The organism is Bradyrhizobium dasycarpum (assembly GCF_042019905.1).
GTDB classification, from domain to species: Bacteria; Pseudomonadota; Alphaproteobacteria; order Rhizobiales; family Xanthobacteraceae; genus Bradyrhizobium; species Bradyrhizobium japonicum_B.
This window is the reverse complement of the sequence record NZ_CP169574.1, coordinates 3,140,823-3,159,736: the sequence shown is the minus strand read 5'-3', so window position 1 is coordinate 3,159,736 and position 18,914 is coordinate 3,140,823. Positions and strand designations below refer to the sequence as shown.

13 protein-coding genes and 4 pseudogenes are annotated in these 18,914 nt (G+C 66.1%); 6 read left to right on the top strand and 11 right to left on the bottom strand.

All coding sequences use genetic code 11. The features are described from left to right. The first annotated feature begins 113 nt into the window (after positions 1–113). Positions 114–2,280, top strand: a pseudogene (locus tag ACETMP_RS15300) (anthranilate synthase component I). 106 nt (positions 2,281–2,386) lie between these two features. Further along, a complete protein-coding gene (locus ACETMP_RS15295; RefSeq protein WP_018323310.1) occupies positions 2,387–2,926 on the top strand; it encodes an adenine phosphoribosyltransferase in 540 nt (179 codons plus the stop codon). A 14-nt stretch (positions 2,927–2,940) separates the two neighbouring features. On the opposite strand, the gene ACETMP_RS15290 is transcribed toward ACETMP_RS15295, so the two are convergent. The 9 genes and pseudogenes from ACETMP_RS15290 to ACETMP_RS15250 all read right to left on the bottom strand — a co-directional run bounded on the left by ACETMP_RS15290 (position 2,941) and on the right by ACETMP_RS15250 (position 13,312). Then, a complete protein-coding gene (locus ACETMP_RS15290; RefSeq protein ID WP_375161572.1) occupies positions 2,941–3,273 on the bottom strand; it encodes a GIY-YIG nuclease family protein in 333 nt (110 codons plus the stop codon). A 238-nt stretch (positions 3,274–3,511) separates the two neighbouring features. Further along, a pseudogene (locus ACETMP_RS15285) lies at positions 3,512–4,181 on the bottom strand (hypothetical protein). Between the two features lie 60 nt (positions 4,182–4,241). After that, positions 4,242–4,994: a hypothetical protein gene (locus tag ACETMP_RS15280; RefSeq protein WP_028134861.1), complete on the bottom strand. Its 753-nt coding sequence runs from the start codon at positions 4,992–4,994 to the stop codon at positions 4,242–4,244. Positions 4,995–5,196: 202 nt separating this feature from the next. Continuing rightward, positions 5,197–6,429, bottom strand: coding sequence for a M48 family metallopeptidase (locus tag ACETMP_RS15275; protein ID WP_375161571.1), 1,233 nt, complete (start codon positions 6,427–6,429; stop codon positions 5,197–5,199). A 132-nt stretch (positions 6,430–6,561) separates the two neighbouring features. Next, positions 6,562–7,122: a LemA family protein gene (locus ACETMP_RS15270; RefSeq protein ID WP_028134863.1), complete on the bottom strand. Its 561-nt coding sequence runs from the start codon at positions 7,120–7,122 to the stop codon at positions 6,562–6,564. 137 nt (positions 7,123–7,259) lie between these two features. Beyond that, positions 7,260–8,237 carry a small ribosomal subunit Rsm22 family protein gene (locus ACETMP_RS15265; RefSeq protein WP_375161570.1) on the bottom strand — a complete coding sequence of 326 codons (978 nt, stop codon included), beginning with the start codon at positions 8,235–8,237 and terminating at the stop codon, positions 7,260–7,262. 112 nt (positions 8,238–8,349) lie between these two features. Beyond that, a pseudogene (smc, locus tag ACETMP_RS15260) lies at positions 8,350–11,815 on the bottom strand (chromosome segregation protein SMC). A gap of 216 nt (positions 11,816–12,031) precedes the next feature. After that, complete coding sequence (locus tag ACETMP_RS15255; RefSeq protein WP_028134866.1) at positions 12,032–12,688, bottom strand: DsbA family protein; 657 nt, start codon at positions 12,686–12,688, stop codon at positions 12,032–12,034. 133 nt (positions 12,689–12,821) lie between these two features. Continuing rightward, a pseudogene (locus tag ACETMP_RS15250) lies at positions 12,822–13,312 on the bottom strand (DUF721 domain-containing protein). 217 nt (positions 13,313–13,529) lie between these two features. Here ACETMP_RS15250 and mutY point away from each other — a divergent pair. Beyond that, positions 13,530–14,648 carry an A/G-specific adenine glycosylase gene (mutY, locus tag ACETMP_RS15245; protein ID WP_375161569.1) on the top strand — a complete coding sequence of 373 codons (1,119 nt, stop codon included), beginning with the start codon at positions 13,530–13,532 and terminating at the stop codon, positions 14,646–14,648. Positions 14,649–14,698: 50 nt separating this feature from the next. After that, positions 14,699–15,121 carry a PaaI family thioesterase gene (locus tag ACETMP_RS15240; protein ID WP_375161568.1) on the top strand — a complete coding sequence of 141 codons (423 nt, stop codon included), beginning with the start codon at positions 14,699–14,701 and terminating at the stop codon, positions 15,119–15,121. 197 nt (positions 15,122–15,318) lie between these two features. Here the strand turns inward: ACETMP_RS15240 and ACETMP_RS15235 are convergent, their stop codons facing one another. Next, complete coding sequence (locus ACETMP_RS15235; protein WP_375161567.1) at positions 15,319–16,596, bottom strand: flavin-dependent oxidoreductase; 1,278 nt, start codon at positions 16,594–16,596, stop codon at positions 15,319–15,321. A 127-nt stretch (positions 16,597–16,723) separates the two neighbouring features. Here ACETMP_RS15235 and ACETMP_RS15230 point away from each other — a divergent pair, with 127 nt between their 5' ends. Beyond that, positions 16,724–17,344 (top strand): glutathione S-transferase family protein, encoded by a 621-nt coding sequence (locus ACETMP_RS15230; protein ID WP_375161566.1) that lies wholly within the window; start codon positions 16,724–16,726, stop codon positions 17,342–17,344. A 109-nt stretch (positions 17,345–17,453) separates the two neighbouring features. On the opposite strand, the gene ACETMP_RS15225 is transcribed toward ACETMP_RS15230, so the two are convergent. Continuing rightward, entirely contained in the window at positions 17,454–18,377 is a 924-nt protein-coding gene (locus ACETMP_RS15225; RefSeq protein ID WP_375161565.1) for a LysR family transcriptional regulator, read from the bottom strand. Positions 18,378–18,468: 91 nt separating this feature from the next. Between ACETMP_RS15225 and ACETMP_RS15220 the strand changes: the two genes are divergently transcribed. Beyond that, complete coding sequence (locus tag ACETMP_RS15220) at positions 18,469–18,912, top strand: nuclear transport factor 2 family protein (protein ID WP_375161564.1); 444 nt, start codon at positions 18,469–18,471, stop codon at positions 18,910–18,912. Positions 18,913–18,914: the final 2 nt, after the last annotated feature.

Sequence of the window (18,914 nt, the reverse complement as noted above, 5' to 3'; positions counted from 1 at the left end):
GGTGGCCGGTGCGATTTTTCTTTCCCAAATCGTCTGAGGTCGCCAACGCAGTGCGGCGGCCTGATCGTTTGTCCTGTGTGGCGTTCCCTCGGCAAGTTTCGTAAGAGGACGACATGAACAGGACCGTCTTTGCCCTCCCGGCCAGAAGCGACTATGTGACCCGCGCAGGTCTTGCGATCACGCGCGTGGCAGAGCAGTTTACCGGCGGCGCCAGCCGGCTCGACGACCTCGTCAACCTGCTCGACCGCCGCCGCGGCGTGGTGCTGTCCTCGGGCACGACCGTTCCCGGCCGCTACGAGAGCTTCGACCTCGGCTTCTCCGATCCGCCGCTCAAGCTCGAGACAACGGGCTTCCAACTTCAAGCTCGAAGCGCTCAACCCGCGAGGCGAGGTGCTGATCGCCTTCCTCGGCGACGTCCTGCGCGAGCCCTGCGTGGTGATCTCCGAGAAGACGCCCGTGCGCCTCGCAGGCCACATCATCCGCGGCGACGCGCCGGTCGAGGAGGATCAGCGCACGCGGCGCGCCAGCGTGATGTCGCTGGTGCGCGACCTCGTCGCCGCCTTCTCCGCCAATGATGACGGGCTGCTCGGCCTGTTCGGCGCCTTTGCCTACGACCTCGTCTTCCAGATCGAGGATCTCGTGCAGAGGCGCCCGCGCGAGCAGGACCAGCGCGACATCGTGCTCTACGTTCCCGATCGCCTGCTGGCCTATGACCGCGCCACCGGCCGCGGCGTCGTGCTCTCCTACGATTTCGCCTGGAAGGGCAAGTCCACTGAGGGCCTGCCGCGCGAGACTGCGGAGAGCCCGTACCTGAAGACGCCGCGCCAGGGCTTTGCCGACCATGCACCCGGCGAATATCAGGCCACGGTCGAGACCGCGCGCGCGGCGTTCGCGCGCGGCGATCTGTTCGAGGCGGTGCCGGGACAATTGTTTGCCGAGCCCTGCGACCGATCGCCGGCCGAAGTCTTCCAGCGCCTCTGCGTCATCAATCCCTCTCCCTACGGCGCGCTGATGAATCTTGGGGAGGGAGAGTTTCTCGTCTCCGCCTCGCCGGAGATGTTCGTGCGCTCGGACGGGCGCCGCGTCGAGACCTGCCCGATCTCGGGCACCATCGCGCGCGGCAGCGATGCGATCGGCGATGCCGAGCAGATCCGCCAACTGCTGAACTCGGAAAAGGACGAGTTCGAGCTCAACATGTGCACCGACGTCGACCGCAACGACAAGGCGCGCGTCTGTGTCCCCGGCACCATAAAGGTGCTGGCGCGCCGCCAGATCGAGACCTACTCGAAGCTGTTCCACACCGTCGATCATGTCGAGGGCATGCTGCGCCCCGGCTTCGACGCGCTCGATGCTTTCCTCACCCATGCCTGGGCCGTCACCGTCACGGGCGCGCCGAAGCTGTGGGCGATGCAGTTCGTCGAGGATCACGAGCGCTCGCCGCGGCGCTGGTATGCCGGTGCGATCGGCGCGGTAAATTTCGACGGCAGCATCAACACCGGCCTCACCATTCGCACCATCCGCATGAAGGATGGCCTTGCCGAAGTGCGCGTCGGCGCCACCTGCCTGTTCGATTCCGATCCGGCCGCCGAAGACCGCGAATGCCAGGTCAAGGCCGCCGCGCTGTTCCAGGCGCTGCGCGGCGATCCGCCGAAGCCGCTGTCGACTTTCGCGCCCGATGCGACCGGCTCGGGCAAGCGGGTCTTGCTGATCGACCACGACGACAGCTTCGTGCACATGCTCGCCGATTATTTCCGCCAGGTCGGCGCCGACGTCACTGTGGTCCGCCATGTGCACGCGCTCGACATGCTCAAGCAGAAGACCTGGGATTTGCTGGTGCTGTCGCCGGGCCCCGGGCGCCCTGAGGATTTTGGGATCAAGAAGACCATCGATGCGGCGCTGGAGAAGAAGCTGCCGGTGTTCGGCGTCTGCCTCGGCGTGCAGGCCATCGGCGAATATTTCGGCGGCGAGCTCGGTCAGCTCACCCATCCCGCGCACGGCCGGCCCTCGCGGGTGCAGGTGCGCGGCGGGCGCCTGATGCGCAATCTGCCGAACGAGATCGTCATCGGCCGCTATCACTCGCTCTATGTCGAACGCGACAGCATGCCGGAAGTGCTGTCCATCACCGCCAGCACCGAGGACGGTGTCGCCATGGCGCTGGAGCACAAGACCCTGCCGGTCGCCGGCGTGCAATTCCACCCGGAATCGCTGATGTCGCTCGGCAATGAGGTGGGACTGAAGATTGTTGAGAATGCGTTCCGGCTGGATGCCGGGGCGAATTGAGTGCATGTTTCATGCTCGTCATTCCGGGGCGATGCGCAGCATCGAACCCGGAATCTCGAGATCCCGGCTCGAGCCGCTCCGGAATGACAGCTAACATGAGATACAAATGACCTTTGACCACGACATCAAGGCGAGCGTCCGCACCATTCCCGACTATCCCAAGCCCGGGATCATGTTCCGCGACATCACCACCCTGCTCGCGGACGCGCGCGCCTTCCGCCGCGCGGTCGATGAGCTCGTCAATCCCTGGGCCGGCAACAAGATCGACAAGGTCGCCGGCATGGAGGCGAGGGGCTTCATCATCGGCGGCGCGGTGGCGCACCAGCTCTCCGCCGGCTTCGTGCCGATCCGCAAGAAGGGCAAGCTGCCGCACACCACCGTGCGCATCGCTTATTCGCTCGAATACGGCATCGACGAGATGGAGATGCACGTCGACGCGATCCAGCCCGGCGAGCGCGTCATCCTGGTCGACGATCTCATTGCCACCGGCGGCACCGCAGAGGGCGCGGTGAAGCTGCTGCGTCAGATCGGCGCCAACGTCGTCGCCGCCTGCTTCATCATCGACCTGCCCGAGCTCGGTGGCGCCGCCAAGCTGCGCGCCATGGACGTGCCGGTGCGCACGCTGATGACGTTCGAGGGACACTGAGCCGCTTGCCGCGGTCAGATCGGCTCGGCCTTCAGCTCGGCCCGCCAATGCAGCAGGCGCTCCTTCAGGAGCGCGTTCCTGACATAGGCGCTGTCCTCGTCCTCCAGCCGCTCGCATTCGCCAAAGGACAGGGCGGCCTCGCCATGCGTGGTCCAGGCGGCCTGGAGGCTGCGGCAAGTGTGGCCGCCCTGGCGCAGCGAGAACCAGATGCGGTTCTGGATCGTCTCCAGGTTCGGCGCTTGGCCGACCCAGGTCTGCCCCGACGCTGCGCAGCGCACGACATAGATGCCCGCAATCGTCTTGCGCTCCTTATAGGCGGTGATCACTGCTTTCCGGTCGATGCTCACGGGCGGGCCTTTGGCTGAGGAAGGTTGCTGCCAAGCCTCAGTAGCGCCAGAGAAGCCAAGCGTCAATATTACCCGGATAAAATAATCGAAGGTGACCCCTGCACCTTTCGTCATTCCGGGGCGCGCGCCAGCGCAAGCTCAGGTGCGCAATTGGGCACCCGGGAATCCACTGCGCGTCATCCTCGCGGCCCGATGGATTCCGGGCTCGCGACTTCGTCGCGCCCCGGAATGACGCCGGTCAGGACCGTTGCAGGATCAGGCTGAGCTCGAGGCTCGCGGAAGGCGAGGTAATTGCGCCGGGTCCATTGATGCAGCTCGGTGGAGGAATCCTTTTCCTGGCGCAGGTAGCGGGTGAAGGAAAAGTTCAGCCGGTCGACATAGGTCTTGAGGAAGCCGGGCAGTGCGGGCAGGCGCAGCAGCCGGCCGCCTTCCATCGCGGCCGGCAGCTCGCCGCGCACCACATATTCGTTGTCGACCGTGATCAGGTTCATGCGCGGGATCTGCATGCGCAGCATCTCGTGGGCGCGCGCCGAGACGCGGTCGGTGTCGGCGACGAATAGGATCTGGGGCGCGACGTGGCGGCGGGCTGCTTCCTTCAACAGGCCGATTTCGTCGGTCATCTTGAAGAACTCGTCGAAGGCGTGGAAGCCGAGGTCGATCACCTTGGCAAGCCCGTCGTCGACGATGACGCGGTCCATCAGCTGCATCTTGCCGTAGGTGTCGATCACGTCGGCGGTCTCGGTGACGCCGGGCAGGTAGTCGAGCAGCGACGGCTCCTTCAGATTGACGTCGAAGGCCGCGACGTTGCCGTTCTTGAGCAGCAGGAATTCGCTCAAAAGCCGCGCCAGCAGGGTCTTGCCGACCTGCGGGCGGGGCGAGCAGATGATGTAGACGGGCGTTGCGGGCATCGGCAGCTATATCAGGCCAACTCACTGCCCAATCCAGCCGTATCAGCCCGGCTTGCGCAACTATTTTTCGCTGTTGCGGGTGACGGGCTTCGAACCGACGATGTCGGTCAGGCGGATGCGGTCGAACTCGCTCCAGACGTTGGCCAGCCAGTGCCGGACATAGCCGCGCAGCACGAAGGAATAGTTCGCGGCCTCGTCGTTGATGCCCTTGTTGGCGACGAACTTCAGGAACGGAACGGAGGACACCTCGACCTGTTCATAGGCCATTTCGTTGAGCTTGGGGATGGTCAGCTCGGTGGCGTCCTTGATGCGGTGGAAGTAGGAATTATAGGTCGCCTGATCCCACTGGAAGAACTGGGTGTCGTTGATGAAGTTCTTCACCAGGAAATATTTTGCACCGGTCATGAAGCCCGCGGTCTCGGCGATCTCGTCCAGCGAGGCGATCGAGGGTCCCAGGATGTGGAACACGGCAAAGGTGATCTGGCCCGCCTTGGCGGCGTCGAGGAAGCCGATGTCGCGCAGCGAGGCGAGCGCCGGCGAGAGCAGGCCGGCGCGGACGTCGATCACGGTCACCGACGGGCTGGTCGCATTGAGGGTGTCGAAGATCTTCATCTGATCCGATGTCGTCGTCATGTCGACGATCTCGGTGATGTCGGGGTGGAAGCGCTTCAGGGTTCCGCGCGGGGACTCCGTGTCGAAGGCGCGGGTCGGCACGTTGTTGGCTGAGAAATAATCGAGCAAGGTGCGCGACACCGTGGTCTTGCCGACCCCGCCCTTGTCCGCGCCCACCACAACCACTGCCGGCTTTGCCATTGCTGTCCCCTAACGCGCCCCCGATCGCGAGGTCGCAATCGGCCGGGCTCAAATCGATGTCCCAGGATGTCCCGAGTCTGCTGTTGGGCGCGAACATGGCAGAAACAAGGGAGAATTCAATTCCTCGGCATGTCGATACGGCAATTCCTGAAGTTTTTCCCAATCGCGGCGAAACTGCCGCGCATGGCGGCACACCGCATCCCTAATGACGGCCCCAAGGACCCATAGGATTGCCTATTGGATTGCCGGCCGGCATGCCCATGGGGTTGCTGTTCGCAGTTCCGGAGGGGCCGGGTGCCGGCACGGGTGGCGGAGCGACAGGGCCGCCGGCATCGTTCCAGGGGCCGTGATTTGGCGGCGGTAGGGCGTCCTGCTGGTCGACCGGCGCCTTGGCCTCGTCCGCTTCCTCGGTCGGCGGCAGCGGGCCCGGATCATGGCCGCCGGCAAACTTGACCAGTGCGTCGACCCTGGATTGCACCGAGGGGTGGGTTGCGAAGAGATCGGCGAAGCCCTCGCGGGGATTGTCGACGCAGAGCTCCATCACGGCCGAGGTCGCGCCGGGCAACTCGCCGCGATTCTCGATCTTGCGCAGCGCCGAGATCATCGCATCGGGATCTTTCGTCAGCTCGACGGAGCCTGCGTCGGCGAGATATTCGCGCGACCGCGACAGCGCGAGCTTGACCACCTGAGACAGCAGCCAGGCCAACACGATCAGGACGATCGCGATGATGATCACGATCACCGCGCCGCCGCCGGAGCTTTTGCTGTCGCTCGACGACGAGGACGAGCGCGACGACGACGAGGAGCCCGACGAGCCGCCGGAGCTCCAGTTGAAATTCGTGAACAGGCGGAAGAACATCTCGCCGAAGAAGCCGACCACGCCGGCGATGATGACGGCGACCACCATCAGCTGGACGTCGCCGTTCTTGATATGGGTCAGCTCGTGGCCCAGCACCGCCTCGATCTCCTTGTCATCAAGCGCATCGAGGATACCCGTGGTGACGGTGATGGAATATTGCCTGGGATTGAGGCCGGTCGCGAACGCGTTCAGCGCCGGGCTCTCCATGATCTTCAGCTTCGGCATGGTGATGCCGCGCGAGATGCAGAGATTCTCGAGCAGGTTGTAGAGCCGCGGCTCCTCCTGCCGGGTGACGCCGTGGCCGCCGGTCACCGCGTCGATCATCGACTGGTGGAAGAAATAGGCGATCACGATCCAGACCGCCGCCACGATGGTCGCGACGGGCGCGGCCTTGAGCAGATCGGAGAAGGCCTGTCTCAGATAGTACGCGGCGGTCTCTGTGTCGTTGATGAAGACTTCGGCGACCAGGGCGCCGGCATAGACCAGCACATAAACCAGCGCGAACAGGCCGCCGAGCAGCAGCATCGAACGAAACTTGTTCGAGGCGATATGCGTGTAGAGACCATACGCGGCCATGAATGCTTCCGCTTCCCTGTCATTCCGGGGCGATGCGATAGCATCGAACCCGGAATCCCGAGCTTTGTCGCTCGATCGAGATTCCGGGTTCGCGTCTGCGACGCGCCCCGGAATGACGAAGGTGAGATAACGTCAGAACTTCACCTGCGGCGCCGCCTCGACCTCGGTGCGGGTGGCGCCGAGATCGAAGAAGTCCTTCCTGGTGAAGCCGAACATGCCGGCGAACAGCGCAGCCGGCAGCTGCTGGATGCCGGTATTGTATTCCTGGACCGCGCTGTTGAAGAAGCGGCGGCTCGCCGCGATCTTGTTCTCGAGGTCGGAAAGCTCGGATGCGAGCTGCTGGAAATTGGCGTTGGCCTTGAGGTCGGGATAAGCCTCCGACAGCGCGATCAGCCGGCCGAGCGCACCGGACAGCTGGTTCTCGGCCGCGGACACCTGCGCCGGCCCCTGCGCGGACATCGCCGAATTGCGCGCCTTGATGACATCGTCGAGCGTGCCACGCTCATGCGTGGCATAGCCCTTCACGGTCTCGACCAGGTTCGGAACGAGGTCGTGGCGCTGCTTGAGCTGCACGTCGATATCGGCAAAGGCCTGGCCGACGCGCTGGCTCAGCGCCACCAGGCGGTTATACGCGCTGAAGGCGAACAGCGCGAGGACGACGATGACGCCGAGAACGATCCAGCCGGTCGACATGGAGGACTCCTGAAGAGGGAAGAAGGCGGGCGCTAGGATAGACCAAATTGGCGCAGGATGAGAGCCCGACGCATAAGGGAGGTAGGACTTGGTCGAACGGGGAGCCGCTCAAGTTCAAGGCAAAGCGAGCAACGAGGTTAACTTTCAGCAATGACGGCGTCGCCCCAGCGCCAGCGCCGGGCTGCTGCATAGGCTGCCTTGTCGCGCCGAGGTACCTTCGCAAGCCCAACGCCGTCTTCTGTGCAGAGCTTGGCCGTGATCTCGGCCTTGCCGACCTCCGTCGGCGCCAGCACGCGCGCGGCGCGGCTTGCGGGTTCTGTGCGGGTCAGCGCGACGTAGATGTAGCGCTCGTCCTCGAACGGCACCTCGGCGCCCTTGATCTGCCGGTGCGCTTGCGAGCGCGGCAGGCGCTGAGAGAAATGGCACCAGTCCGGCGCGATGAGCGGGCAGGGCCGTTCGTGCGGGCAGGGCGCGGCGACGTAAGCGCCAGCCGCGATCAGCTGCTGGCGCAGCGCGAGGATGCGGCCGTAGCCGGCCGGCGTGCCGGGCTCGATCACGACCAGCGCCTGGCGTGCTTTCGCCCACATCGCCTCCGCGAGCTTGCGCTGATCAGCTTCGCCGAATTCGCCGATGATGTAGCTGGCAATGACGAGATCGGCTTGTGAGACCTCGGCGAGGTTGGCGCCGGCATCGCCGGGCAGATATCGGCACTCGGCGAGCCGCGAGCTGTTGCGCGCCAGTTCGAGCGCGAGGCGGCTCAGCGTGGCGTTGGCGTCGAGCAGCGTAAAGTCCTGCAGCGACGGAAACGCCTCCGCGGCGGCCCAGCTCGCGGTGCCCGGGCCCGCGCCGACGTCGAGCAGCGTTCCCGGAGCGAAGTCCGGCGCAATCTCGGTGAGTGCATTCAGGCTCGCGGCCACCGCCGCGTAGGTCGCCGGCATCCGCGCCAGCGCGTAGGCGAGGGCATCGGCCTCGGACTTGATCGTGCCGGAGCCGCCGCCGGCACGATAGGCAGTCGAGATCTTTTGCGAGCGCTGGGCCGCGTCGGTGCGGGAGAAACCGTGGAGCTTGCCGTCGAGGGCCGCTTTCAGCTCGGCGGGAATGGTGGGGGCGATCATGTTTGCCCGCCGTCATCCCCGGGCGCGACGCAGCCGCGAACCCGGGAGTTCGAGACTGTTGCGCGAGATTCCGGGTTCTCGCTGCGCGAGCCCCGGAATGACGGCACAGACGTCACGCCACGTTCTGGTCGAGAATGTCCACGGCCTCGGCAAGGCTGACCGACACCAGCTGCGACACGCCGCGCTCGGCCATGGTGACGCCGAACAGGCGGTTCATCCGCGCCATCGTGATCGGGTTGTGCGTGATGATGATGAAGCGCGTGTCGGTCGAGCCTGTCATCTCGTGCAGGAGGTTGCAGTAGCGTTCGACGTTGTGGTCGTCGAGCGGCGCGTCGACTTCGTCCAGCACGCAGATCGGCGAGGGGTTGGTCAGGAACACCGCGAAGATCAGCGCCATCGCCGTCAGCGCCTGCTCGCCGCCCGACAGCAGCGACAGCGTCTGGGGCTTCTTGCCCGGCGGCTTGGCGATGATTTCGAGACCGGCTTCCAGCGGGTCGTCGCTCTCGATCAGGTGCAGCGCGGCTTCGCCGCCGCCGAACAGTTCGACGAACAGCCGCTTGAAGTGGTTGTTGACGACCTCAAACGAGGTCAACAGCCGCTCGCGCGCCTCCTTGTTGAGGCTCTGGATGCCCTGGCGCAGCCGCTTGATGGCTTCGACGAGGTCGTCGCGCTCGGTGACGAGGCCGGTGTGCTGGGTCTCGACCTCGCGTAGCTCTTCCTCGGCGCGCAGGTTGACCGCACCGAGACGCTCGCGGTCGCGGCGCATCTTTTCGAGCTCTTCCTCGATGTCGTGCAGCGGCGGCAGCTCGGCGCCGGGCTCGATCTCGGCGAGGCCTGCGACGGCCTGCGGCTCGACCTCGAGCATGTCGCGGATCTCGCGTTCGACGTCTTCCAACCGGCGGCGGGCGCCTTCCATGCGTTCTTCGGCGCGGGCGGTGGCCTCGCGGGCGCTGGAGAGAGCCTCCAGCGTCAGCTTCGCAACGCGGTCGGTCTCCGCCATCGCGCTTTCCGCGGTGGCGAGCGCGTCGGCGGCCATGCGGCGGTCGTTTTCCGCGTACTCGATCTCGGTGATCAGCGCGCTGCGCTTCTCGGCGAACACGGCCGGCGCGTTCTCGGGCTCGCTGCGCTCGATCGTAAGCTCGGCGATGCGGGCCTGGATGGTGTCGATATGGGAGGCCGCGCTCTCCTTGCGGTTCTGCCACTCGGTGCGCTCGGCGAGGATCGCCTGGACGCGGCGGTCGGCCAGCTCGGCTTCGCGCGCCAGCGCCTGCGCCTCGGCGCGGACCTGGGCGGCCATGCGGCGATGGCCTTCGATGTCGCTGCGGACGGCGGCAAGACGCGTCTCGGTGTCCTCGCTCGACGGCAGCTCGCCGATGCCGGCCTGAGCGTATTCGTAGGCAGCCTCGGCCTCGGCGCGGTCGGCGGCGAGGCGGCTGTGCGCTTCCGACAGCGTCGCCTTGCGCGCGGCATGGCGGCTGATCTCGCGCTCGGCGTTGGCATGACGCTCGCGCGCCACGTTGAGCTCGCGCTGCGCGGCGCGCCAGGCTTCGCGGCTGGCGCCTTCGGTGCTCGCCGCCATCTGCAGCTCGGACTCGGCGTTCTCCAGCGCCTGACGCTTGATCTGGGCGTCGATGCGGGCTTGCTCCAGCTCGTTTTCGATGTCGACGAGGCGGGCGCGCTCGGCGAGGCGGCGGGCGGCGCCGGTCGGGGCGTGCGCCGCGGCGACGAAACCGTCCCAGCGCCAGACATCGCCTTCTGGCGAGACCAGCCGCTGGCCGGTCTTGAGCTGCGAGACCAGCTCGGCGCCGCGTTCGCGCGGCACCACGCCGATCTGGGCGAGGCGGCGCGCCAGCTCGGCCGGCGCCTGAACATGGTTGGCGAGCGGCACCGCGCCTTCGGGCAGCTCCGGATCGCCTTCGGTGTGGCCGACATTGGTCCAGCGCATCGGCGCCGACGGATCGATCGGGGCGTCGAGATCGTCGCCGAGCGCGGCGCCGATCGCCTTCTCAAAGCCCTTGTCGACGGTGATGCCGTCGATGATCGGCGGCCACAGATTCTTGGTCTCGCCGTTGACGATCTTGGAGATCGTGCGCGCCTCGGTCTCGAGCCGCTGCACGCGCTTGTCTGCTTCGACCAGCGGCGAGCGCGAGGATTCCAGGGTCTGGCGGGCCGCGACGTGGGCTGCTTCGCTGGCCTGTGCCGCAGCTTCGGACGCCGCCAGCGTCTCTTCCGCGGTCTCGACCAGAGCGGTCAGCTCGTCGAGATCGCCGAAGCCGCCGGTCGCCTCGGTGAGCTTCTGCTCTTCCGCCGCGACGTTCGCGATCTCCTGGTCGAGCCGGGCGAGCTTGTCGCGGTGGGTGCGGACGTTGGCTTCGAGCTGATTGCGCTTGGCGGTGAGGTCGGCGAGCGCAGTGGTGAGCTCGGCGAATTGCTGCTCGGTCTCGGTCAGCACCGCCTCGGCCTCGGCGACACGCTCGTCGACGCCGGAGCGCTTCTCGACCCGCGACTTGATCTCTTCCTTCAGCTCGGCGTCTTCGGTGTCGAGCCGCTGCAGCGCGACGTCGGCATCCATGGTCTGCTGCTGGGCACGCGAGATGTCGCCCTCGAACTGGGCGAGGCGGCGCTCGAGCTCGGCGACGCGCTCCTTGGCCCGCTCTTCCTCGCGGTCGAGCAGCTCGCGGGCATTGGTCAGGCGCTGCAGCCCGGCCGCAGCGCGCGCTTCTGCATCGCGCAGGGCAGGCATCTCCGCGGCGCGGATCGCCTGGATGCGGGCGGCCTCGGCCTGGTGCTGGGTGCGCTCGGCCATCTCGCGGACGGCGAGGTCGTGAGTCTGGCCGGACTCGTTGACGTCGGCATGAGCGCCGATCCAGCGCAGATGGTACAGCGTGGCTTCGGCCTTGCGGACCTTGGCCGCGACCTCGCGGTAGCGCACTGCCTGGCGGGCCTGCTTCTTCAGGCCTTCCATCTGCCCTGCGAGCTGGCCGATCACGTCCTCGACGCGGGTGAGGTTGGTTTCGGCCGCCTTCAGCCGCAGCTCGGCTTCGTGACGGCGGGCATGCAGGCCGGCGACGCCGGCGGCGTCTTCCAGCACGCGGCGGCGCTGCTCGGGCTTGGCCTGGATGATCTCGCCGATCTTGCCCTGGTGGACCAGGGCGGGCGAGCGCGCGCCAGTGGCGGCATCGGCGAACAGGATCTGCACGTCACGGGCGCGCACGTCGCGGCCGTTGATGCGATAGACCGAGCCGGCCTCGCGCTCGATGCGGCGGGAGATTTCGAGCAGCTGGCTGTCGTTCATCGCCGCGGGCGCGGTGCGATCGGCATTGTCGATCGTCATCGTCACTTCGGCGTGGTTGCGCGCGGGACGGTTGCCGGAGCCGGCGAAGATCACCGCGTCCATGTCGGCGGCGCGCAAGCTCTTGTAGGAGGTCTCGCCCATCGCCCAGCGCAGCGCCCTCGACGAGATTCGACTTGCCGCAGCCGTTGGGGCCGACCACGCCGGTCAGGCCGGGCTCGATGACGAAGTCCGTGGGCTCAACGAAGGACTTGAAACCGTGAAGGCGCAGGCGGGTGATTTTCATAAGCACGCATCTCTGTTGGCAGGCGCGAATCCCCCTGCCGGGACAATACCATGAAAGGCAATGTCGCTATCCGGGCGAGTCGCGCGAGGCGCCTCATGCGGCTGGACAATGGCCGCGGTGGGCAGCGAGGGCAACCGGCGAAAGCCGCTTTTCCCAAGGGATTTATGCCGGAAAGATACGGCTTTGGAGGCGCGAATCAGAGCTGTCGCGTGCGAATCAGCTCTTCAGCAGCGGATTGATCTTCTTGGCGAACTCCTCGAACGAGGTCTCGCCCTTGATCTTCTCGCCGTTGATGAAGAAGGTCGGCGTCGAATCCACCTTGAGCACGTCGCTGGCGTATTTCTGGTCGGCGGCGATCTTGTCCAGCAGCGCCTGGTCCTTCAGGCAGGCTTCGACCTGCTGCTGGGTGAGGCCGGCCTGCTTGCCGATCCGCGTCAGGGTCTCGGTGGTGTTCTTCATGACCCAGTCGTTCTGCTGGCGGAACAGCATGTCGGTGACCGCGAAATATTTCGGCGCGTCGTCCTTGGCGATGCAGCGCGACAGCATCGAGCCGGCGGCGGCTTTGATGTCGAGCGGGAACTCGCGGAAGATGTAACGCACCTTGTTGGTGTCGATGTATTCCTTCTTGATCTTGGGGAACACCTGCTCGTTGAAGACGGCGCAGTGCGGGCACGTCATCGAGGCGTATTCGGTGATGGTGACGGCGGCATCCTTCGGGCCGAGCGCCATGTCGGGCAGCGACACCGGCTTGGCGACGTCGGCGGCCGACTGCGCCATGGCATCGGAGATGAGGCGGAGCGGCGAGAGCCCGGCGAGCGCGGCAAGCCCGGTCAGCGACAGCATCGTGGTGAAGGCGCGGCGGGTGATGATCACGGTCGGCTCCCGAATTGGCGTGGTCTCGCCCGGGGGGTGTCGAGGTTCCCGGGCGGCCTGTCGCTAGCTTGAAACGTGGTTTGAGGCAATGGCGAGCGACGAGGACGGGTCCAGATTGGCCGCGAAATGAGGCTCAATTTCGCTTGATGGCGGCCCCGAGCCGGGCCAGCGCCGTCTTCAGTTCTTCATCTTCGATCTCCCCAAGGCTCTCGGCCACCTTGGCGACGCGTTTGGGGTCCGGCGGGGCCGGCCGCTTCCGGGCCTGGGGCCGCGATAGGGGGCCTGGCGGAAGGCCAGCTTCCCGACCGCGCTCCAACCGAAGAAGCGATTGACCCGCTCCAGGATCACGTCGGCGGAGTGCTGGATCTCCAGCGCCATCGGCCCCTCGACCCGCAGCACCAGGGTCGCCGGCTCCTGCGGCTGCCCCTCGACCGGCCGCGGCCATTGCATCTTCAAGGGCTCGGCATGGGCGGCGATCTCGGCTCCTGCAATCTGCGCCCACCGCGTCACCAGCTCGCGCGCCGCGAAGCCCTGCTTGGCATAGGCCTCGGCAAAGACGTCGTCGAGCAGGATCCCGAGCGGCTTGGCGCTGATGGGGCCGGGTTTGGGCGGGAATTTGGCCATGGGGCCTTATAACACTTCGTCGAGAAGGCTACAGACCCGCGGTTCGTCATGGCCGGGCTTTGTCCCGCCTGCGCGGCCGAAGCCGCTTCGGCGCGGCGAAGTCCCGGCCATCCACGCTCTTCCCGCCCATCCGCTTCCCGCGAAGAAACACGTGGATGCCCGCGACCAGCGCGGGCATGACGTAGAGAGGCCAGTGCATTGCCGTTACAGTGCGGGAATGAGTTCTAGAACCGTCCGCAAGCCGAAGCCGGAACCTTCCGCACCGGAGACATCGGCTTGTCCTTCATTGCTGCTCGCCTGGTACGACCGCCACCGCCGCCGGCTGCCCTGGCGCGCCGCGCCCGGAGAGGTCTCGGACCCGTACCGGGTCTGGCTGTCCGAGATCATGCTGCAGCAGACCACGGTGAAGGCGGTCGGGCCCTATTTCGAAAAATTCGTCGCACGCTGGCCGGATGTCACCGCGCTCGGACGCGCCTCGCAGGATGACGTGCTGCGGATGTGGGCCGGGCTCGGCTATTACTCGCGCGCACGCAACCTCTATGCCTGCGCCGTCGCGGTGACGCGCGAGCATGGCGGCGTCTTTCCCGACACCGAGGAGGGCTTGCGCGCGCTGCCGGGGATCGGGCCTTATACGGCGGCGGCGATTGCGGCGATCGCTTTCGACCGCCGCACCATGCCGGTCGATGGCAATATCGAGCGCGTGGTGTCGCGGCTCTTTGCGGTCGAGGAAGAGCTGCCGCAGGCCAAGCCGCTGATCCAGCGACTGGCGGCGACGCTGCTGGCCGACAGCCGGGCCGGAGACAGCGCACAGGCGCTGATGGATCTCGGTGCCTCGATCTGCACGCCGAAGAAGCCGGCGTGCTCGCTGTGCCCGCTGAACGAGGCTTGCATCGCGCGTGCGCAAGGCACGCAGGAGACGTTTCCGCGCAAGGCGCCAAAGAAGAGCGGCACGTTGCGCCGCGGCGCCGCTTTCGTCGTGACGCGCGGCGACGAGCTGCTGGTCCGCAGCCGGCCCGAAAAGGGGCTGCTCGGCGGCATGACCGAGGTGCCGGGTTCGGATTGGCTCGCCGGCCAGGACGACGCGACCGCGAAGCGGCAGGCGCCCGAGTTGAAAGGATTGTCGCGCTGGCAACGCAAGGCGGGCGTGGTCACCCACGTCTTCACGCATTTTCCGCTGGAGCTCGTGGTCTACACCGCGCAGGCGGCGGCGCACACGCGCGCACCCGAGGGCATGCGGTGGGTGCCGACCGCGACCTTGGCCGATGAAGCGCTGCCCAACCTCATGCGCAAGGTGATCGCGCATGTGCTGGATCTTGCGCCGCGCCGAACCTCCTGACAGCACGCTGGCAGCAGCGCTGCGTTAGGGATTGCGAACGGAGGCTGCCAATGGTCAAGACCGCACTCGACGACTTTCCGAGACCGCCCTGTGCCGAGCTGCTGGGATGGCGACTGCTCGATGCCCGTCCGGAGGAAGGCTGGATCAGGCTCGCCTTCGAGGGCAAGCCGGAATTCTGCAATCCGGCGGGCTTCATTCAGGGCGGCATGCTCTCGGCCATGCTCGACGACACCATGGGCCCTGCAGTGCTGGTGATGAGCGAGGGCCGACTCTACACCACCACCATCAGCATGACGGTGAATTTCCTCAGTCCGGCGAAGCCTGGGACCATCATTGGCGAAGCCAAGGTGACCCAGCTCGGCAAGACAATCGCCTTCGTCGAGGCCAAGCTGATGGCGCAGGACGGCACGGTGCTGGCGACAGCGAGCGCGAGCGAGCGGCTGCTGGAGGCGGCGAGGGTGGTGGGGAAATAGCCGGGCCGCGGATGCGGTACCCCTTCTCCCCTTGCGGGCGAAGCGCCGGATGAGGGGTTCTATCCCCGAACTCTACAGCGAGACGAATGCGCGCAGCCAGACCCCTCACCCAAGTGAGTTTGCGTCTACCGGCGTCGCTGCCCTCTCCCGCAAGGGGCGAGGGCGCATTCATGCGCATCTCGCCTCGAGCGAGCACGTTACGCACTCGCCCGTGCATCCTTGCTCACGATCGGCGGCTTGGCGTTCAGCGCTTCCACCTGGAATCCCGCGACGCGCTTGTAATTGGCGGCGATGTCTTCCAGCTCCTGCTGCGACAGCACGTCGGTGACGATCTTATAGCCCTCGGGCGCGCGCTCCTCGACCAGCTGCATCACCTGCTCCGGGCCGTTCTTGCGGTTGAGCAGGACGAGATCGGTCGTCGCGGGCCGGCGCTCGGCCTCATAGGCGAGCAGCGCCGCGCTGGTCGGCCCGTGCGCGAGAATCTCGCGGGTGATGACGCGGGCATCGAGGATCGCCTGCGAGGCGCCGTTCGATCCGATCGGGTACATCGGATGCGCGGCGTCGCCCATCAGCGTGACCTTGCCGAACGTCCATTGCGAGACCGGATCGCGGTCAACCAATGGATATTCATAGGCGTGCGGGCAGTTCTTGATCAGGCCGGGCACGTCGAGCCAGTCGAACGTCCAGCTCTCGAACCAGGGCAGGAACTCCTCCAGGCGCGCGGTGCGGTTATAATCCTCGCGCCGCCACTGATAGGTCGGCGGCATGTGCCGCTCCGCGACCCAGTTGATCAGGTGGTTGCCGTTCGCGTCAGGCTCCTTGCTGATCGGGTAGCAGACGAATTTCAGGATCTCGTGCCCGGCCATGATCATGGTGCGGCCGGTGAGGAAGGCTTTCGCCGGGGTGACGCCGCGCCAGAGGATACGGCCGTTCCAGATCGGAGGGCCTTCGTTCGGATAGAGCTTTTCTCGCGCGGCGGAATGAATGCCGTCGGCGGCGATCAGGATCGCGCCTTCATGGGTCCCGGCCGCCTTGCCGGTCGCGCGGTCGATGAAGTCGGCGCGCACGCCGCTTGCGGTCTCGGTCCATCCGGTCAGATGATGGCTGGTGAGGATGTTGTCGCGGCCGAGCCGCTCGACCGCGGTGTCCAGCAGGATCTGTTGGAGGGTGCCGCGATGGATCGAGAATTGCGGCCATTTGTAGCCGGCCTCCAGCCCGCGCGGCTCGCTCCAGATCGGCTTGCCGTGCTTGGAGAAATAGGCGAGCTCGCGCGTCCGCACGCCGCTGGCATCCAGCTTGTCCAGCAGCCCGAGCTCGATCAGCTCGCGCACCGCATGCGGCAGCACGTTGATGCCGACGCCGAGCGGCTTCAGCTCGGCGACGCTCTCGAACACTTTCACGGGAACGCCGATCTGGTGCAGGCTGAGCGCAAGCGTCAGCCCGCCGATGCCGCCGCCGGCGATGAGTACGGTCATGACAAGGTCCCCCTCCGATTGACGGCGTCTTCGCACAGCCGGGCGGCGGTGGGCAACTGCGAAGAGGTCGCCTATGGACGGCACGGCGGAGGGCCGCTAACCTCGGACTTTCCCAACGAGGTCCGACATGCTCAAGCTCTACTACGCCACCGGCACCTGCGCGCTCGCCACCTACATTACCCTGGAGGAGGCCGGCGCCGACTACACGGCCGAACGGTTGAGCTTCAAGGACAACCAGCAGAACAGCCCTGATTATCTCAAGATCAACCCGAAGGGCCGCGTGCCGGCGCTGGTGACCGATCGCGGCGTCCTGACCGAGACGCCGGCGATGCTGGCCTACCTCGCTCAGACCTTCCCCAAGGCGAAGCTCGCGCCGCTCGACGATCCCTTCGACTTCGCCCAGGTGCAGTCGTTCAATTCCTATCTGTGCTCGACCGTGCACATCAACCACGCCCACAAGATGCGCGGCGCGCGTTGGGCGACCCAGGAGAGCTCGTTCGCCGACATGAAGGCGATGGTTCCGAAGACCATGGCCGCCTGCTTCAAGCTGATCGAGCAGAAGATGTTCGGGGGACCCTGGGTGATGGGCGAGCAGTACACGATCTGCGATCCCTATCTCTTCACGCTCTCCACCTGGCTCGAAGGCGACAGCGTCGACATCAATGCGATGCCGAAGATCGCCGATCACTTCAAGCGCATGTCCGACCGCCCCGCGGTGCGCAAGGTGATGGCGGCGCAGAAGGCGTGACGACTCTTGGAGGGTGGGTTAGCCGAGCAGATGCGCAAAGCGCATTTGCTCGGCGTAACCCACCAAGCTTCATTGATCTCTCGACGAGGTTGGCGGATGACGCCTTCGGCTAATCCGCCCTACGAAGTTTGTTCTCCAACTCCCGCCCGGTCTCCAGCATCAGCCTTCGCAGCCAGATCGAGCCGGGGTCCATCTGAGCCCGGGTCGGATAAAACATGAACTGCTCGTCGATCCCGGGGTCGAGCGGCGGCGTCACCGTGACGAGGCCGAGTTGCTTCGACAATGCGGCAATCAGCCGGCGCGGCACGAAGGCGACGAGGTCGGTGCGGGCGGCGACGTGCAGCGCTTCGAGATAACCTGACACCACCAGCGAAATGTGCCGCTCGATGCCCTTGGCTCGCAGCCAGGTGTCGATCAAATCCTCATTGCTGCCGCGAATGATCACGCCGACATGGCGTGCGGCCAGGAAGCTTTCGCGCCGCTTCAGCTTTGCGCCTATCGGATGACCGCGCCGCACCGCCAATGCGCCGCTGTCGGTATAGAGCAGCTGGCGGTGAAATCCCTTGAAGGCGTTTCCGATCGAGATCACGAGGTCGATGGTGCGGGCGAATTCGGCGTGGAAGATCGCAGATCCCCGCCATGGGACAACGTCGATGCGGATGTTGGGCGCGACCTGCGTCACCTTCTCCATGAACCGCGGCACCAACAGCTCGACCGCGAGATCCGGCATCATCAGGCGGAATTGCCGCTCGCTGCGCGCCGCATCGAAGTCGTCAGGCACAAACAGCCCGCGCACCTGATCCAGCGCCTGAGCGAGCGGCGCGCGCAAGGCCTGCGCCCGCGGCGTCAGTTCCATCCGCGCGCCGGTGCGCACCAGCAGCGGATCGCCGAGAATGTCGCGCAGGCGCTGCAATGCATGGCTCGCCGCCGGCTGGGACAGCCCCATCCGAAGCGCGGCGCGACTGACACTGGTCTCGCGCAGCAATGCGTCGAGTGCGGTCAGCAGGTTCAGGTCAAGCGAATTCAAATTCATAGGGTGAATACATATCATATCCACTATCGATTTGAAGAATGTAGATCGGCCGGCGATGATCTCGGTGTTCTCACCAAACGGAGATGCTGCCATGAGCGCTGCCGCCAACAAGAAACTGATGCAGGATATTTTCGCCGCTGCCGCCGATCCGGATCCGGCCGCGCGCGATCGCGCCCTGTTCACCGCAAGCCTTGCCGACGACGCCAAATGGGTGGTCACCGGCCAGTATTCCTGGTCGCGCGCCTTTTCGGGCAAGGAGGCGATCCTCAACGATCTGCACGGCTATGTGCGCAAGCGTCTGCGCGACCGCACGCGCACGGTCGCGCACCGCTTCATCGCCGATGGCGACGTGGTCGTCGTGGAGGCCAAGGGCGACAACGTCACGGCCGAGGGCGTGCGCTACGACAATGATTATTGCCTGGTGTTCCGTCTCGAGGAGGGCAAGATCAAGGAAATCCGCGAGTATTGCGACTCGATCCTGACGGAGAGGGCGCTGGGGCCGTTTCCGCAGGCAGCCGTGAGGGCTGCGAGCTGACC

Bases quoted from the DNA above. Each gene is read 5' to 3' on its own strand.
- ACETMP_RS15295 (WP_018323310.1), top strand. From the start codon at position 2,387: ATGACCTTTGACCACGACATCAAGGCGAGCGTCCGCACCATTCCCGAC.
- ACETMP_RS15280 (WP_028134861.1), bottom strand. From the start codon at position 4,994: ATGGCAAAGCCGGCAGTGGTTGTGGTGGGCGCGGACAAGGGCGGGGTC.
- ACETMP_RS15275 (WP_375161571.1), bottom strand. From the start codon at position 6,429: ATGGCCGCGTATGGTCTCTACACGCATATCGCCTCGAACAAGTTTCGT.
- ACETMP_RS15270 (WP_028134863.1), bottom strand. From the start codon at position 7,122: ATGTCGACCGGCTGGATCGTTCTCGGCGTCATCGTCGTCCTCGCGCTG.
- ACETMP_RS15265 (WP_375161570.1), bottom strand. From the start codon at position 8,237: ATGATCGCCCCCACCATTCCCGCCGAGCTGAAAGCGGCCCTCGACGGC.
- mutY (WP_375161569.1), top strand. From the start codon at position 13,530: ATGAGTTCTAGAACCGTCCGCAAGCCGAAGCCGGAACCTTCCGCACCG.
- ACETMP_RS15240 (WP_375161568.1), top strand. From the start codon at position 14,699: ATGGTCAAGACCGCACTCGACGACTTTCCGAGACCGCCCTGTGCCGAG.
- ACETMP_RS15235 (WP_375161567.1), bottom strand. From the start codon at position 16,596: ATGACCGTACTCATCGCCGGCGGCGGCATCGGCGGGCTGACGCTTGCG.
- ACETMP_RS15230 (WP_375161566.1), top strand. From the start codon at position 16,724: ATGCTCAAGCTCTACTACGCCACCGGCACCTGCGCGCTCGCCACCTAC.
- ACETMP_RS15225 (WP_375161565.1), bottom strand. From the start codon at position 18,377: ATGAATTTGAATTCGCTTGACCTGAACCTGCTGACCGCACTCGACGCA.
- ACETMP_RS15220 (WP_375161564.1), top strand. From the start codon at position 18,469: ATGAGCGCTGCCGCCAACAAGAAACTGATGCAGGATATTTTCGCCGCT.